We start from the raw sequence: 15,249 nt of genomic DNA, 5'->3' as shown, positions 1-15,249 counted from the left end.
ACTAAAATTAGCCCGCTTCAATTGAATCAAAAATGATTAAAACTTTTTGGTGTAGTTTACAAACAGGCGATCTTCACCAAAGTCATTGCCGTGTTTTACATTGTAATCAATACGAATATATTGCAGAGCCACGCCTTTTAAGAACGGCTGTTGAAATGCATAGTTTAAAATCACATTAGACTCGGTTTCATGATTCTTTTCGCCATTGGCTGATTTAAAGTCATGGCCGTAAACATATTTCACCATCGCATTTAGGCCCGGAACATAATCTTTAAAGTCGTAGCCATACATCACATGATAAGACTTTTCATCTTCTTTAAAGAACCCTGTTGCGTTCCAGTTAATGAAATAGGTCTCTGGTAAAAAACCATCCGGTAGAGGGTAAGCCGACTCACCGATAATCTGTTGATAACCCAAACCAAAGGTATGGTTTTTTACTTTGAGCGTTTCTAACACCCCAATGTTTTGCGCATCAATATCAAAAGTATTGCCATCATCTTTTGCATTGAAGTATTTAAACTTAGACGTAAGCGCAAAATTAGGTTGTTTCCAATTATGCTCAAACCCTACATAGTGTTTGTTGTAGAGGTCTTCCAAATTACCGAAGTAATATTCACCCTTGAGTGACGGCGTGAATTGATAGCGCAGATCTATGTAGTTCAGGCCATCAGATTCTTTAGTCATTCCATTTGCCGTGAATGAAAACTTTTTAAAGTCTTCTTCATTTCGTGGAGAGACTTTTTCCACTCGGCCAATTTCTGCATAAAGCTGATCTGAAAGTTGCGACTTAAGATTGGTTCCCCAATATGAGGCAAGCAGTTGTCGGCTCGCATCGACAGCAGTTACTGGTAAGTCTAACCAGAGTTCACCGACGCTTAAAAGGGTTTTGTCATACCCTAGCTTTAAAGTAGCGCCGTATTTTAAGAAGTCGGATGCTTGAGATTGTGTTTCCTTATTAAAAGGCAAAACCGTGTCCGCAACATGTTTGTCTGAACTCAAGCGCACGGCGTATTGTACAGAAGCATCTGCACCAATCGTAATAGGCTTGTCTGCAATTTGCAGAGGGGTATCATGCATTTTCGACTTATAAAATAATGACGCTGCCTGAGACCAACTGCCAGTATCTTTGAGGGCATCATTATCAAAATTACGGTTGATATAGGCGTTTTTTAAAGTGAATTTCCATTCATCTTCAGTTTGCTGATTTGGATTCGCAGCGAATGAATTGCCATACATCAACACTAAGGTCGCGAAAGTTAAAGCACATGGCTTAAAGCGGTGTAATAATTCCATAATCCATTTCCAAAAAGATGCGCCAGTCCTCGGCGCATTTATATTTACTGCTGGGTAAGCGTGTTTTGAGGTTTAAAAGTTGATGGCGTTTGTGCAGCAACAGAGGCTTTTAGATTGACCATAAATATTGCAAGTGCAGCAATCACACCCGGAATTGCAATCGCTAAGAAATTCATTTGGTGAGGAAGCTCAAGTGTGAGTAGGGCTCCGGTTAAAACTGGTCCGATAATTGCGCCAATACGGCCAATGCCAGATGCCCAGCCCATGCCAGTTGAACGAAGTGCTGTCGGATAGAACTGCGCAACAAAAGTGTAGAGTAAGATTTGCGAACCAATTGTGGCAGCACCAGCAATCGCAATCAGGCTATATAAAATAAATTGTGGACTATTAATGCCAAGCAGAATTAAAGCTGCTGATCCCACAATAAACATGATCGTAATAACAGGTTTTAAATGGAATCTGTCCGCTAAAGCACCGCCACCAATTGCACCGACCATGCCGCCAATATTGAGTGCAAACAGGAATAACATGCTCGCACCTAACGAGTAGCCCGCTTGCAGCATGAGTTTAGGTAACCAGCTTCCTAAGGCATACACCATGAGTAAGCACATAAAGAAAGCAATCCAGAACATAAATGTGCTGAAGGTACGACCCTGCTGGAAAAGTGCACGGACAGGTGCATCTGTTGTGGTGCTCTCGTTTAATACCAGTTGAGTATTGGCGTTTACCTGAGTTTGAGGTGCAATTTTACTCACAATACTTTTCGCCTGTTCGCTATGGTTATATTTCACTAAAAAGGCGAGAGACTCTGGCAAAAATTTCCAGATGAGTGGGAGCAGTAACAGGGGAATACCCGCAATTAAAAACATGATTTGCCAACCCATATCTTTAACGAGCCATGCACCGAGTAGAGCAGATGTCATGCCGCCAATTGCATAGCCACTAAACATGATTGCGACTAAGGTACTGCGGATTTTTTTTGGTGCATATTCGGTCATAAGTGCCACAACGTTTGGCATAACGCCACCAATCCCAAGACCTGCGATAAAACGCAAAATAGCAAACTCAGTTGGTCCTTTGGCAAAGGCACCCATAAAGGTAAATCCGCTAAATAAGGTGACACAAATCAGGATGGTCTTTTTACGTCCCAATTTGTCTGAAAGCGTGCCGAAAATCATGGCACCAAACATCATCCCGAATAGAGCAGCACTGGCGAGTAAACCAGCTTCAACAGCAGTTAAAGACCATTGCTGCATTAACAGAGGAAGAGCAACCCCGTAAATAACTAAATCATATCCATCAAAAATAATAATAAGTAAGCACCAGATTAAAACTTTCCAATGAAAAGAGGTAAAACTGGCTTTATCAATTAACTCATTAATATTAACCTTGCTCGTATCCATTTTCTTCACCTCCAATTTGTGAAGCATCGCGTTATTTTTAAATAAACTATTTTGTTATTGGATTAGAGTCAAAAACCTAATTGATATATCTTTATGTCTTTAAGGTATTGTGTTTAAATTAATACAAGCAATTGAAAAATATAATTTATTTTATTGCATTTGTGAGGGTTTTTTGTTGTGTTTAAAATAGGGTTAAATATTGTATAGTGAGAATTTTAAGGATTTTATAGGTACTTTTTTATAGATTTTATTGATGAGAATAACAGCTAAAAATATAGCTAATTTTATATTATGAATTGAAGTGAAAATATAAAAACAAAATACTAAAGTCTATTATTTAATTATTTTAGAGATTCATCTTAAAAATGAAATTTAATCTATATTCAATAAAAATCGCCAAATCAGAATTAGCGAATTATTTGCATCCTGATGTGGCGATTGAGGCTTTATTTTAGTGGTGGGTGCTTAGATAAAAAATTTAATTTGTGGCTGGAGTTGAGCGTGGTGTGAGAATGAAATGGGCGATTACACCAATACAAATGCCCCAAAAAACTGAGCTTAATCCAAGGAAATGCATGCCTGATGCGGTAGCTAAAAAGGTAATAAGTGCAGCATCACGTTGATTGTCATTTTTCATGGCAACAGAAATATTGGTGGCAATGGCACCTAACAAAGCTAAACCTGCCAGTGCTGCAACCAACTCTTTAGGAAGTAAGCTAAATAGCATGACAATACTGCCAGCAAATAAGCCTCCTAAAATATAAAAAATTCCGTTGGCGATTCCTGCGATATAGCGTTTTTCTTTCAGTTCATGTGCATCTTTGCCCATACATAAAGCTGCGGTAATTGAGGCAAGCACAATGGTAATACCGCCGACACAGGCAACGGCTAAAGAAGCAATACTGGTGACAGTAATAATGGGTTTGGCTGGGGTGTCGTAACCGCTGAGTTTCATAATCGCCATACCCGGTAAAAACTGGCCGGTTAGGCTGACTAAAATGAGAGGAACGGCGAGGTTGAGTGTTGAGCTCCAAGTCCATTCTGGGCTAATCCACTGCGGGATCGCTAAACTAAAACTCACATCAACCGGATTCATTTTGCCTAAAATGAGGCTTAATAAAACTCCGGCAGCTAACACCCAAATCATGGTATAGCGCGGCATTAAACGTTTGGCAATTAGAAAGACAATAAGCATGCTAAAGACAATAAAAGGCATGCTATCGGATGCGGTAAATAGACCAATACCAAATTGAAAAAGAATACCAGCCATCATGCCCGCAGCGACATCTTGCGGAATCCACTTCAGTAATTTGTCGAAGTAACCTGTAACGCCAATTAAGAATATAACAATGGCAGAAGTAATATAGGCGGCTACTGCTTCATTCAATGAGACATTGGGAAATAAGGTAACTAATAGAGCAGTGCCTGGTGCTGACCATGCGGTTATGACAGGCGTTTTATATTTAATCGAAAGATAAATACCTGAAACGGCGGCACCAATTGAGATTCCCCAAATCCATGACACCATCATGTCGGTGGACACATGAGCACGCTGAGCAGCTTGGAAAAAAATAATCAGTGGGCCTGAGTAAGAAATTAAAACCGCAAGAAAGCCAGCAACTGTTGCTGATATGGACCAGTCATTTTTTAATGTCTTTAACAGGGTTGCCATGTGTGATTGCCTCCATGCAAATCATGTTATTTACCCAATCATGCAAAATGATCAGGGTTAACCCTGATCTCCACCTCCGACTGAAATAACCGAGCCAGTCATATATGATGCTTCATCTGATGCAAGAAATAAAATTGCATTGACTTGTTCTTGAATTGTGCCATAACGGGCCATAAATGTTCGATCTATTGTTTGATCAACCACTTGCTGCATCCAGTCTTTTTCATTTTGACTTAACGGGTTGGCATTGCGTGGTACTTTGCGAGGTGGTGCTTCAGTTCCACCGGTCGCAACGGCATTGACTCGAATTCCGTCTTTGGCATGTTCAAAAGCAAGCGATGCCGTTAGAGCATTTACCCCACCTTTAGATGCCGAGTAGGGAATACGATTAATACCACGGGTTGCAATTGAAGAGACATTTACAATAACACCAGATTGTTGCTTAATCATGGCGGGTAACACGGCACGGCAACACCATAACGTTGGAAACAACGAGCGATTCACTTCCTTAATGATCTCTTCTTCGTAAAACTCTTCAAAAGGTTTCATCCAGATCGCGCCACCCACATTATTAATCAGGATATCTACCCGACCATAGTGTTCAATGGCTTTTGCAACAACCGCTTGCGCGCCTGCATAGGTTTCAAGATCAGCATTAATCGTAACAGCATCACCACCTGTACTCTGAATTTCTTTGAGAACGTCTTCAACGTATTCAGAGCGGTCAGCCATGATGACTTGTCCGCCTTCAGCTGCAACTTGTAGTGCCACGCCACGACCAATACCTTGAGCACTACCCGTAACAATCACGACTTTATTAGTAAATCTTTGACGGTTTGACATAGATAATTTCTCCACCTGTTAATTCGCAGAGAATTTTTCAAACAAGAAATTAGCAGGTTTGATATTTTCAGTTTCTAACCAGCCGCGTACAGCCTCTACCATTGGCACTGGACCACATAGATAAACATCGACATCGCCACCGTTTAACCATTCACTTTCAATATGACCAGTGACATAGCCTTTGCGTTCATGGTTACTCTCAGGACTTGCGACCACAGTTCGATATTCAAACCATGGGAATTTCGCCTGCAACTCATTGAGTTTCTCTAAAGCAACCAAATCAAAGTCATTGGTGACGCCAAAGACTAAGCGAACAGGTTGTTCGGAGCCTTTTTCCTCAAGCACTTGTAACATCGACATAAATGGGGCAATACCAGTACCGCCTGCAAGCATCAACACTGGACGCGCTACATTACGTAAATAGAAGCTGCCGAATGGACCGGTAAATGTCATTTTGTCGCCAGCTTGAGCATTTTTGCTTAAGAATTCACTCATCTTGCCATTTGGTACATTACGGACCACAAATCCCGTTAAGCGGTTGCCCGGTTTTGAGCTAAATGAATATGAACGGGTTTCGCCAGTTTCTGGAATTGCAACATTTACATACTGACCTGCAAGGAAATGAATATCCGGTTGGCCTTCATCAAGTTGAATGTCAAAAGTGATGGTTGAATCTGATAAGTTTTCAACGCGGGCTAAAGTACCTTGGAAACTATGAATTTCTGTTTTACAGACATCTGATGAGGCTTGAATTTGGAATACCGCATCGGAAGTTGGGCGACATTGGCAAGCAAGAATATAGCCTTGCTCAGCTTCTTCAGGGGTTAATGCATCTTCAATATAGGTTTCTTCTGGCATGTCATAACTACCGGATTCGCAAAATGCGCGGCAAGTTCCACATGCACCATCACGGCAATCCAAAGGAATATTAATTTTTTGGCGATAGGCTGCGTCAGATAGGGTTTCGCCTTGAGCTACGTTAATGAAACGTGTAACACCATCTTCAAATTGAAGTGCAATATTGTGGTTTGACATGGCATGTATCCTACAAAATATTTGAATCTTTTACCCTCAGCCAACAGTCCGTTTAACTGAGGGGGTATGTCTTAAAGGTGGTAAATATCAATCACTTGATTGATGTAGTCATTTTTCAAAACGACATACTTGCTCAAGATTTTTGGTTGATCACCTGAAAAATCGATCACATAACGTGACATACCGAAATAGCTATAATTTGTCTTGTAACGGAAACTCAAGGTATTCCAGTTAAAGCGAACAGTAACTTTGTCGCCGTCGCGCTCAACGACTTCAACATTGGCAATATTGTGGCTTGTGCGTGTGTCTGGCATGGTTGCTGATGAGCGCTCAGTTTTAATACGGAACACGCGATCTTCTAAACCTTGACGGTCTGGATAATAAATAAGTGAAATTTCAGATTGAGGATCTTCAGTTAATCTATCGTCATCATCCCAAGCTGGCATCCAGAATGAAGCTTCTGGTGCATAGCATTCAAGCCAGTCATCCCATTGTTCATCATCTAAACAGCGAGCTTCACGATAGAGAAACTGAGCAATATTTTCTAAAGTTGCTTTGTCTTGAGCACTCATGCTGTTTCTCCCTGATCAGCAATTTCTTTCTCTGATGCAATCGCGTGTTTCATGGTTTGTAACCAATATTGATGTTGGGCTAGATACAGGCCTTCATCCTCAGTTTTAATCCCGCTTAACATGGGTTTTAAACCGATTTCGTTCGCTGCATCGTCTGGTCCATAAATCCAATGTTTTGAACCACGACACATGTCATTCCATTCAAGAGCAATACCTGCGTAGCCTGCCTGACAAGCACGGAATTCTTCTAAATCGTCTGGTGTTGCCATGCCTGAAGCATTGAAGAAATCTTCATATTGACGTATACGACGTGCACGAGCTTCAGGTGCTTCGCCCTTAGGTGCGATACAGTAAATAGTGACTTCAGTTCGATTAACCGAAAGTGGGCGAAGTACACGAATTTGTGAACCAAACTGATCCATCAAATAAACATTTGGATAGAGACAAAGATTACGTGAACGCTCAATCATCCATTTCGACATCGCTTCACCGTATTTTTCGGTGTATTCGTCTGCTTTCGGGAAGTTTGGACGGTCTTCTGGGTTTGCCCATTGTGTCCACAGCAACATATGGCCATTTTCAAAGCCATACGAGCCACCGCCTTGTTTACCCCAAGAACCTGCACTCATCGCACGGATGTTATCAGCAGCTTGAGTTTCTTTACGGTGTTGAGTTGTTGCTGCATAGTTCCAGTGAACAGCAGAAACATGATAACCATCGGCACCATTTTCAGCGGTGAGTTTCCAGTTGCCTTCATAGGTATAGGTAGATGAACCACGTAAAACTTCAAGGCCATGTTCAGACTGGTCAACAATCATGTCGATGATTTTGGTGGTTTCTCCCAAGAATTCTTCAAGTGAAGGAACATCGGGATTTAAGCTACCAAATAAGAAACCTTTGTAACTCTCAAAACGAGCCACTTTTTTAAGGTCGTGTGAGCCATCTTGGTTAAAACAGTCAGAATAGCCTGCTTCACTTGGATCTTTAACCTTAAGCAATTTACCTGAGTTGTTAAAAGTCCAGCCGTGGAAAGGGCAAGTATACGTTGCTTTATTACCACGCTTGTAACGGCAAAGTTGTGCTCCGCGGTGTGAACACGCATTGATCATGGCATTCAATTCACCGTTACGGTTGCGGGCAATAATGACTGGCTGACGACCAATGTGAGTGGTGTAGTAGTCATTATTATTTGGAATTTGGCTTTCGTGTGCTAAGTAAACCCAATTACCTTCGAAGATATATTTCATTTCGAGGTCAAATAGGGCTTCGTCAGTAAACACTGAGCGATGAAGTTTAAATTCACCTGTATCGATATTATCGACAAGTAATTCATCAATACGGTCAAGATGGCTAGTATTGATTACAGGAATACGTGGCATGTCCGTTCTCCGACTTTCCAAAAGTGTGGAAGTCACCAAGGCCTTAGCTATGATCTAAAAGGTCTTGATATCCTAATATTGTCAATGAAGCGCATGAGTGCGCTGGGTGTTTAACCGTGAATTGATGAAGATGAATAACTGGAAGATTGGCAAGAAGGCTTGTTCACAAAGCAATTCATCACTTCATCGGTTTGTTGCTTGTATATACCTTAAAAGAATGGTTAAACTGTGTCTAAGACTGAATTTGCATTTTTTTATATCTTAAAGGTATGGATGCCTTATGGAACTAAGACATTTACGGTATTTTGTGGCTGTTGTTGAAGAGCAGAGCTTTACAAAAGCCGCGGAAAAACTATTTATTGCTCAACCACCTTTGAGTCGACAGATTCAAAATTTGGAAAGTGAGCTTGGAATTCAACTGTTTGAGCGCGGAAGCCGTCCTTTACAGACAACCCCAGCCGGACATTTCTTTTATCAGCACGCCGTTAAACTTTTGTCGAATGCTGAAGAAATAAAAAGTATGACCAAACGTATTGGTCTAATTGAACGTAGTGTGACGATTGGTTTTGTTGGGTCTTTACTCTATGGTTTACTGCCTCGAATCATTTATTTATTTCGTCAACAACAACCTCATTTGAATATTCAATTGATGGAGTTAAGTACAACCGAGCAACTACAGGCATTAAAAGAAGGACGTATTGATGTTGGATTTGGACGCTTAAGAATTAGTGATCCTGCGGTGAGACGTATTTTGCTGCGTAAAGAGCGATTAGTGGTTGCTGCGCATACGAGTCATCCCATTGCTCAGCGTACTGAAGGGGTATATCTGGCCGATCTCATTGATGAAAAGATGTTTATGTATCCCACTTCGCCGAAACCTAATTTTTCGACTCAGCTTTTGAATATTTTTGCCGAGCATAGTTTGGTTCCAAAAAATATGCATGAAATACGGGAAATTCAGCTGGCTTTGGGCTTGGTAGCAGCGGGTGAAGGTTTGTGTATTATTCCTGCCAGTGCCGATACCATTCGTTTTCCTCATTTAAATTACATTCCGATTTTAGATAATGGCGCAGTCAGTCCAATTTTTATTACTGCTCGCGCAATGGACCGAAGTGAAGACTTACAGCTTTTATTTGATTGTATTTATCAGGTGTATGATCTTGAAGGTATTCCATATAAACGCACTGTTTTCACGCTCGATCAGAATCCGATAGATGATTCAGACGGTATCGATTTTTAAATAAAGCGAGGGCATAGCCTCAAAGAAGGTTGAAGCTATGCGTTAAATGGTTCTAGAAAGCCCAAATCAGTTTTAGCCAGCTGGTATGGCCTTCGGGACGATATTCGACTTCGGTTTCTTTTAGAAATTTGGCTTCGATAGACCAGTTCTTATCGGCATATTGAATGCCTGGCCCAATTGCAAAAGCCTGTCCTTTAAACCCAATGTCACTTCCGTTTACTTTGTCATCTGTGGTTTGTTTAAAAGCATAGCCTTCAACTGCAACTTTGAGTTTGGGGTTAATGCGGTAGCCTAAGCTATAGTCACCCGCAATGTATTGTCCAGACTTATAGTCGGTCGCGTCGTTACGTGTATTCCAGCTATAAGACAGTTTAGTTGAAAGGTCTAAACCTGCTGCGTTGGCATAACTATAGGCAAGAATAGGTCGAATGGTGTGATAGTTTTTTCCGAGATTGGCTTCAACTGGATGTGTCGTACTTGGAGTGTCGTATTCACCTGTCCCAAGTACGGTTTCTAGGGCTGCAATCCAGTGATGATTTCCTTGATGCCAGCCGAGCATACCACCCAAAATCAAGTCTCCGAGTCCTTGGTTTGAGTCAGCCATCCCATTTACTTTAAGGCGTAGATCAACCAATGGCTGGGCTGCATAAAACCCGAGTTGTCCATCCATAATTTTTTGATCGGTCATCCAGACCAACCGCGGAACCATGGCGTTGACATCAACATGGAACTGATCGGGACCATTTTGAAACTCTGATGCGTGATAATTTTGATAATAACTGAGTAAGTAGACGCCAGCAGGTGGTAAGGCACCCGCCATCATTCCTTCGGCACCTAAAGCAAAAGAGTCCGAACCGTTTTCTGTCGCAAATGCAGAAGGAAGGTAAAGGGCGCTGATTACACCACATATGATTGCAGCAATTTTGTTATTCATAGAATGTCCTATTCTGTGTTGTTTGGCTTGTCACTAAAAAAACGTTATTCCTTAACGGTCTTTAAAAATTTGAGTCTGTTTAACCTGTAAATTTGGAATGCAGAACTCCTGTGAGCCTTGTATTTGCTTTCTAAATTACAAATACAAAACTCATTTGAAAAAGCGGATTGCTTAAAGGTTTATGTTTAAATATGTTTGAATAAAGCTGAACGCGATTGTCCAGCAGCGCCATCGGCCGCACTTAAGAAACGTTCAGTGTGAATGTCCCGTTCGAATAAGCGACTTTGCATGAGTGTTGAAATTGCCGAGTCGATCATGATGGGTGGGCCGCACAAATACGCTTTGTGTCCACCACATCGATTTTCAAAGTAATCGGCAACGGCCTCGTGCACAAATCCAGTAAATCCAGTCCATTGGTCTTCTGCTTTTGGTGCATTCAGGGCAGGGATATAGCGGAAGTTCGGATAGTCTTTTACAAGCTGTTCAAATAATTCTCGGTTGTATAGCTCTGCCAAGTCTCGTGCTCCTTGGAAGAGGTAAATCGTGCGACTATCTCCAGATTCAAGTAAATCTAAAATCATCGATTGTGGACTTGAAAGACCTGAACCACCTGCAATGAAGATGGCATTTTGATCATCTGACTTGCGTACGAAAAATTGACCATAAGGGCCTGAAATATCAAGCTGATCGCCCGTGGCAAGTTGTTCATGCACATAAGTCGTCGCTGCACCGCTTTCAACTTTACGAATATGCAGCTCAACAATACCCACTTCACTTGGTGAATTGGCAATTGAAAACGCTCGAGTTCCTTCAATGTTTGGGAACTGGACATTGATATATTGGCCAGCTTGGAATTCGATTGGCCGATCTAGTTGTAGTCGGATTCCTTTAATGGTTGGCGATAAGTCTTTTATTTCAATTACGGTCGCTTGATAGTCTTGAACCAAATGACCTAAGAAATCTGGATCTTCATCAACATCGGCTTCAATGACCATATCGGATTGTGGTTTACAGCAGCAGGCAAGCACCTTATTTTCATCACGTTCAATATCCATGAGTGCAAATGGCGAGGCTTCACCGACATCATAAAAACCGTCGGTGACTTGAACCTTACATGTCCCGCAAGTGCCATGACCACAGGCAAAGGGTAACCAAACGCCTTGACGTAAAGCGGCATCTAAAATGGTTTGGTCTTCTTCTACTTCAATCGTTGTTCCGATCGGTTCAATGGTGACTTGATAACTCATGACACACCTCCGAATTAAACGTAGCTGTCGTTATAGCCATTTAACTCTGGCGTAACGAAACGAAGTAATGACTTATGTCCAAAACCAAGCTCTGCCAAAGTTTTTGTACTCTCTGGTTCGATTGTTTGACCATTTAAGGTGTATTGCACTTTTGACCAATCAATTTTGGCAAAATCTGGATGTTGGGCAAAACCACCTGTAATTTGTTGCTCAATCAACTGTCCAAAAGTTTGTTGAGGGGAGGCAAGCATGGCATGTGCCGAGCAAAAAAGGGTGTGATGATCCCAACCCACGTAAAGTAAGAATTGATCGCCATAATTTTTTTGTAGATCAAGCGGTTCAAATTGATAGTTGTTGTGTATTGCGCGAACAGTCATGTTCAATCTCCTTATTTTCTATCAGGCAGCTTGATCACTGCCTGAACAATTCCTTGTGTTTAAGCTGCGTTGCCTTTCCATTTTTTCCAGCGCTGTTGGTCTGGCGAGCCTTCAATATCCAGATTGTCGGCGCCGACATTCATGCGGTAATAATCGCGGAGCATGGTTTCGAGGTCACCACCACCACAGTTACCTTGCAAAATTTGATTTACAGGTAGCCATGCTTGTATATATTTCTCAGGCTCGCGTTCGAAAATGTCATGACAGCCATCTGAACAGGTGTGGTAGCGTTCGCCTTGGTAGATGCTATGGCGATAACTAAACTGAGTTGGGTCATCACCCATTTCGGTAAAGGTCATTGGAATCTGACAAACCTGACAAAGCTGTGGTAAGCCCGCGCTATAGAAGCGTTTACCTTCAGCTTCCATTTTGCGAGCCAACTCCCATTTTGGACGGTAGTATTTATCAAAAGTGTCTGGATATTTAGCAGATAACCAATCCATTTCTTCGTCGGTTGGAATCCATGTATGGAAACCGGCAGCATGACCAAAGTTATAAAAAATCCACCATGCCTGATGTGAGACATGCTCTTTTTCTTTCACAATGACATCGCTATATTTCGGCATACGGATGCCATAGCGGCTTAAATCTTTAAATAACGCACCGCCTGCCTGCTCAAAATAAACTTCCCAAGCTTCTTTCCAAGACATCACTTTGTTTGGCAGCATGTAATCCATCATCATGCCTACAATTGAAAGCAAACGCGTCCCACGCCAGAACCATTTATCAATCCATTCCTGCACAATTGGCACGTTGTCTTCATGCTGTTCGAGCAAGAATTTTACGATTTCAAGACCAAGCGTCATGTGACGAGCTTCATCTGACTGTGCACTAAAACCAAAGGTTACGGTTGCCATATCGCCGTTATAAGCTGCACCCGACATAAACGGAACAAACAGCAAGTTGGTAAGCACATACTCAAAAGCAAAACTAATGGCTAATAAAAACTCGAAAGGGCCAGCAGAACGGGCATCTTCAAAAAATGATTTAGGCACAGACAAATACCAAACGCGGTCATGCATGTGTGCCCAATCCTGAAAACCATCAAAGAACTTGTTGTAATGGCTCATGGCATGAATTTGAGTCTGTACATGACGCAGCTCATCAATCGACTGCATCTGAGATGCAATACGTGCTCCAATACCACTAAATTGGCGACCTACATGGGCATAGCCTTGATAAGCCTGATATTCAAGGGGGGTCACCGCTGTTAAAAAGAGTTTGATCGCATTTAAGTAGCGTTCATTGCTGACATTCATCTGACCATTGTTTTGAGCAAAGGCATCAAAAATGGCATAAAGTTTTTTCTCTTTTTCTGCCTGATATTTCCAGTAAGCATCCATAGTTAAACGGAATGGATCTTCCCATTTAGACCAGTCAGTAATTTTGATACCTTCAAACTCTTCATAAGGGAAGGCATCTTTACGGTCAGTATAGGAAAAGTCCCAGTCCAGATCACGGGTTAATGCGCGGTAACGATCTTTAGCATTTAATTTTTTGCTGGTTTCTTTCGTTTGAGTTGTCATGATTGATCATCCTTAAATCTTTGTTAAACAACGTCTATGTTGTGATTAATTCCAGTGAAGGCGGAAAGTATCGTCATCTTCTTCGACATTGCCGCCCAGCGTAATCATGTTGAGTTGTAACGATTGGATGTCCCAATCTTGGCCTAGTTTTTCAGATACGGTTTCAGCTTTAATCACCAAATCAGTTTCACTTTCAATTCGGATCATGGCGGGTAAATACTGAATTGAAGCTTCAGGGTTATCTTCTTCAATCGCTTCGAGGATGTAGCGTGAAGTATCGTTGTCTTGTAATGCGAGATAGACTTTAGACATGTTGCTTCTCCTTAAGCATTTGTAAGTGGTTGTAGGCCGAGTTTTTTTGCGCGATCAATCACAACTTGTTCTGCTTGATCAACTGCATCTGCTGTTAAGGCTGCTGTTGCCCAAGGTGTAAAAGCTGCTTTTACTTGAGCTAAAGACTGAGTGAACCATTCATTTAATAGTTGTTTATTGTGATCTGACTCGGCTGCGGCAGTTTTAATGACGGTGTCTGACCACTTACGTAAATCACCTAAAGTGTCTTTCATAAATTCAGTCAGCATGGCTAAGTCGCGAGCATTTTGAGTGACTAACCACTGATCAAACTGTTGATAAACAAGCTCTGTCGCAAAGCCGTCAATCACAAGGTTTTGTAATAAGAAAAGTTTGAAGTAGTCTTGCTCGGTGAGGCTTTCTTCACACAAACGTCGTAAGCCTTGCCATGCAGGATGTTGCATCCAAGCCTGTTTTGCCTGCTGTAGTGAGTCGCCGCTGTTGCCATCTAAAGCTAAGCCAATACGCGAGATGTACTGCGCAACTCCTAAATGATCCATTGCGGCATAAATACAAGCTTGGGTAAGCACCGTGCCATATCCATAGGCACTGCCAGACATCATGTGTAAGTTTGCAGTTTGTTCAACGTGGCGAAATGGCAATAGGTACTCAATGACCTTAGCTTTGACTTCATCAGACAAATGTTCTGCAAGCTGACGTTTTTCAAAAAAAGCAAAATTACTTTCGGCGGTGTCTTGTAACCGCGCACGGTGCTGAACATAAGTTCCATAATAGAATTGACGTGGATCTTTAAATGCATACCAATCTTGCATTTGCAGGGCAGTATGGGTTTTATCATTTAAGGTCTTTTCAGGTTTCCACAAAGGACGATAGTGAAAGTTAGTTTCTGCCTGTACATCAAAACTTACTTCTTGATATCGAGTTGCTGGCTTACTACCAAATCGTCTTTCGATATAGGCGTAGTTCTGGCGGATAGGTTCGACATTTGACGTTTTGATTTCTAAAGTCATGGCTTTATCTCCTTATATTTTTACATCTGATCATCGTGATCGTTGCTATTACGTTGCGTGCCGACTAAGGTTGCTTCAGTGCCATAGCGCCATTTTTCTTCCTGAGCATCATTAAAAGCTTGTTGCTCTTGCGTCATTTCAACCACTTGATTGGTCTTACAAAAATCATTAAATGCATGTTTAGGCAAAACCAGTTCCACAAATAGACTTGGGTCATGAATGGCAAAATCGAATTCGATAAACTCTGCATTTAAGTCGCCAGTGACCCGAATATATTTGGTTAATGCTTCGACTTGAGATTGCGTCATGCTGTACTCCATCAAGACATGGTCTTGAAATTGATGAA

The 15,249-nt window shown here is 41.6% G+C and carries 14 protein-coding genes and 2 pseudogenes; 2 read left to right on the top strand and 14 right to left on the bottom strand.

The window, feature by feature from the left end:
- Nucleotides 1-36: 36 nt before the first annotated feature.
- The 7 genes and pseudogenes from KIP84_RS12190 to benA form a co-directional block, all read right to left on the bottom strand.
- Nucleotides 37-1,293, bottom strand: a complete 1,257-nt coding sequence (locus KIP84_RS12190) for an OprD family outer membrane porin (protein ID WP_213688600.1) — start codon at nucleotides 1,291-1,293, stop codon at nucleotides 37-39.
- Nucleotides 1,294-1,337: 44 nt separating this feature from the next.
- Complete coding sequence (locus tag KIP84_RS12185) at nucleotides 1,338-2,696, bottom strand: aromatic acid/H+ symport family MFS transporter (protein WP_213688599.1); 1,359 nt, start codon at nucleotides 2,694-2,696, stop codon at nucleotides 1,338-1,340.
- A gap of 478 nt (nucleotides 2,697-3,174) precedes the next feature.
- Entirely contained in the window at nucleotides 3,175-4,368 is a 1,194-nt protein-coding gene (benE, locus tag KIP84_RS12180; RefSeq protein WP_213688598.1) for a benzoate/H(+) symporter BenE, read from the bottom strand.
- 57 nt (nucleotides 4,369-4,425) lie between these two features.
- On the bottom strand, nucleotides 4,426-5,211 hold the full coding sequence (locus tag KIP84_RS12175) for a 1,6-dihydroxycyclohexa-2,4-diene-1-carboxylate dehydrogenase (RefSeq protein ID WP_213688597.1): 786 nt from the start codon (nucleotides 5,209-5,211) through the stop codon (nucleotides 4,426-4,428).
- An 18-nt stretch (nucleotides 5,212-5,229) separates the two neighbouring features.
- On the bottom strand, nucleotides 5,230-6,246 hold the full coding sequence (gene benC / locus KIP84_RS12170; RefSeq protein WP_017481377.1) for a benzoate 1,2-dioxygenase electron transfer component BenC: 1,017 nt from the start codon (nucleotides 6,244-6,246) through the stop codon (nucleotides 5,230-5,232).
- 52 nt (nucleotides 6,247-6,298) lie between these two features.
- A pseudogene (gene benB / locus KIP84_RS12165) lies at nucleotides 6,299-6,818 on the bottom strand (benzoate 1,2-dioxygenase small subunit).
- The gene (benA, locus tag KIP84_RS12160) at nucleotides 6,815-8,197 is read right to left on the bottom strand and encodes a benzoate 1,2-dioxygenase large subunit (RefSeq protein ID WP_031947818.1); all 1,383 of its coding nucleotides are present in this window, start codon (nucleotides 8,195-8,197) and stop codon (nucleotides 6,815-6,817) included. The pseudogene benB and the gene benA overlap by 4 nt, the downstream one beginning before the upstream one ends.
- 106 nt (nucleotides 8,198-8,303) lie before the next feature.
- On the opposite strand from benA, the pseudogene KIP84_RS12155 reads away from it, so the two are divergent.
- Together KIP84_RS12155 and KIP84_RS12150 are read left to right on the top strand one after the other, a co-directional pair.
- Nucleotides 8,304-8,433, top strand: a pseudogene (locus KIP84_RS12155) (hypothetical protein).
- Between the two features lie 44 nt (nucleotides 8,434-8,477).
- Nucleotides 8,478-9,437, top strand: coding sequence for a LysR family transcriptional regulator (locus tag KIP84_RS12150; protein ID WP_057069826.1), 960 nt, complete (start codon nucleotides 8,478-8,480; stop codon nucleotides 9,435-9,437).
- A gap of 52 nt (nucleotides 9,438-9,489) precedes the next feature.
- Here the strand turns inward: KIP84_RS12150 and KIP84_RS12145 are convergent, their stop codons facing one another.
- From KIP84_RS12145 to KIP84_RS12115, 7 genes are all read right to left on the bottom strand, one after another.
- Nucleotides 9,490-10,371, bottom strand: coding sequence for a transporter (locus tag KIP84_RS12145; RefSeq protein WP_213688595.1), 882 nt, complete (start codon nucleotides 10,369-10,371; stop codon nucleotides 9,490-9,492).
- Between the two features lie 185 nt (nucleotides 10,372-10,556).
- On the bottom strand, nucleotides 10,557-11,618 hold the full coding sequence (locus KIP84_RS12140) for a phenol 2-monooxygenase domain-containing protein (protein WP_213688594.1): 1,062 nt from the start codon (nucleotides 11,616-11,618) through the stop codon (nucleotides 10,557-10,559).
- A gap of 14 nt (nucleotides 11,619-11,632) precedes the next feature.
- Nucleotides 11,633-11,995 (bottom strand): phenol hydroxylase subunit P4, encoded by a 363-nt coding sequence (locus tag KIP84_RS12135; RefSeq protein WP_213688593.1) that lies wholly within the window; start codon nucleotides 11,993-11,995, stop codon nucleotides 11,633-11,635.
- Nucleotides 11,996-12,054: 59 nt separating this feature from the next.
- Nucleotides 12,055-13,581 (bottom strand): aromatic/alkene/methane monooxygenase hydroxylase/oxygenase subunit alpha, encoded by a 1,527-nt coding sequence (locus KIP84_RS12130; RefSeq protein WP_213688592.1) that lies wholly within the window; start codon nucleotides 13,579-13,581, stop codon nucleotides 12,055-12,057.
- A 45-nt stretch (nucleotides 13,582-13,626) separates the two neighbouring features.
- Entirely contained in the window at nucleotides 13,627-13,893 is a 267-nt protein-coding gene (locus KIP84_RS12125; protein WP_000049450.1) for an MmoB/DmpM family protein, read from the bottom strand.
- An 11-nt stretch (nucleotides 13,894-13,904) separates the two neighbouring features.
- On the bottom strand, nucleotides 13,905-14,903 hold the full coding sequence (locus KIP84_RS12120; protein WP_213688591.1) for an aromatic/alkene monooxygenase hydroxylase subunit beta: 999 nt from the start codon (nucleotides 14,901-14,903) through the stop codon (nucleotides 13,905-13,907).
- A gap of 20 nt (nucleotides 14,904-14,923) precedes the next feature.
- Nucleotides 14,924-15,211 carry a phenol hydroxylase subunit gene (locus KIP84_RS12115; protein ID WP_057062323.1) on the bottom strand — a complete coding sequence of 96 codons (288 nt, stop codon included), beginning with the start codon at nucleotides 15,209-15,211 and terminating at the stop codon, nucleotides 14,924-14,926.
- Between the last annotated feature and the right edge of the window lie 38 nt (nucleotides 15,212-15,249).

Source organism: Acinetobacter sp. BHS4 (assembly GCF_018454425.1).
Taxonomy (GTDB): Bacteria; Pseudomonadota; Gammaproteobacteria; order Pseudomonadales; family Moraxellaceae; genus Acinetobacter; species Acinetobacter pittii.
The sequence above is the reverse complement of the archived record's forward strand: the minus strand, read 5'-3'. Positions and strand labels throughout refer to the sequence as shown.

Coding starts and splice junctions, on each gene's coding strand:
- benE (WP_213688598.1), bottom strand. CDS start 4,368: ATGGCAACCCTGTTAAAGACATTAAAAAATGACTGGTCCATATCAGCA.
- KIP84_RS12145 (WP_213688595.1), bottom strand. CDS start 10,371: ATGAATAACAAAATTGCTGCAATCATATGTGGTGTAATCAGCGCCCTT.
- KIP84_RS12125 (WP_000049450.1), bottom strand. CDS start 13,893: ATGTCTAAAGTCTATCTCGCATTACAAGACAACGATACTTCACGCTAC.
- benC (WP_017481377.1), bottom strand. CDS start 6,246: ATGTCAAACCACAATATTGCACTTCAATTTGAAGATGGTGTTACACGT.
- KIP84_RS12185 (WP_213688599.1), bottom strand. CDS start 2,696: ATGGATACGAGCAAGGTTAATATTAATGAGTTAATTGATAAAGCCAGT.
- KIP84_RS12150 (WP_057069826.1), top strand. CDS start 8,478: ATGGAACTAAGACATTTACGGTATTTTGTGGCTGTTGTTGAAGAGCAG.
- benA (WP_031947818.1), bottom strand. CDS start 8,197: ATGCCACGTATTCCTGTAATCAATACTAGCCATCTTGACCGTATTGAT.
- KIP84_RS12175 (WP_213688597.1), bottom strand. CDS start 5,211: ATGTCAAACCGTCAAAGATTTACTAATAAAGTCGTGATTGTTACGGGT.
- KIP84_RS12115 (WP_057062323.1), bottom strand. CDS start 15,211: ATGACGCAATCTCAAGTCGAAGCATTAACCAAATATATTCGGGTCACT.
- KIP84_RS12190 (WP_213688600.1), bottom strand. CDS start 1,293: ATGGAATTATTACACCGCTTTAAGCCATGTGCTTTAACTTTCGCGACC.
- KIP84_RS12120 (WP_213688591.1), bottom strand. CDS start 14,903: ATGACTTTAGAAATCAAAACGTCAAATGTCGAACCTATCCGCCAGAAC.
- KIP84_RS12135 (WP_213688593.1), bottom strand. CDS start 11,995: ATGACTGTTCGCGCAATACACAACAACTATCAATTTGAACCGCTTGAT.
- KIP84_RS12140 (WP_213688594.1), bottom strand. CDS start 11,618: ATGAGTTATCAAGTCACCATTGAACCGATCGGAACAACGATTGAAGTA.
- KIP84_RS12130 (WP_213688592.1), bottom strand. CDS start 13,581: ATGACAACTCAAACGAAAGAAACCAGCAAAAAATTAAATGCTAAAGAT.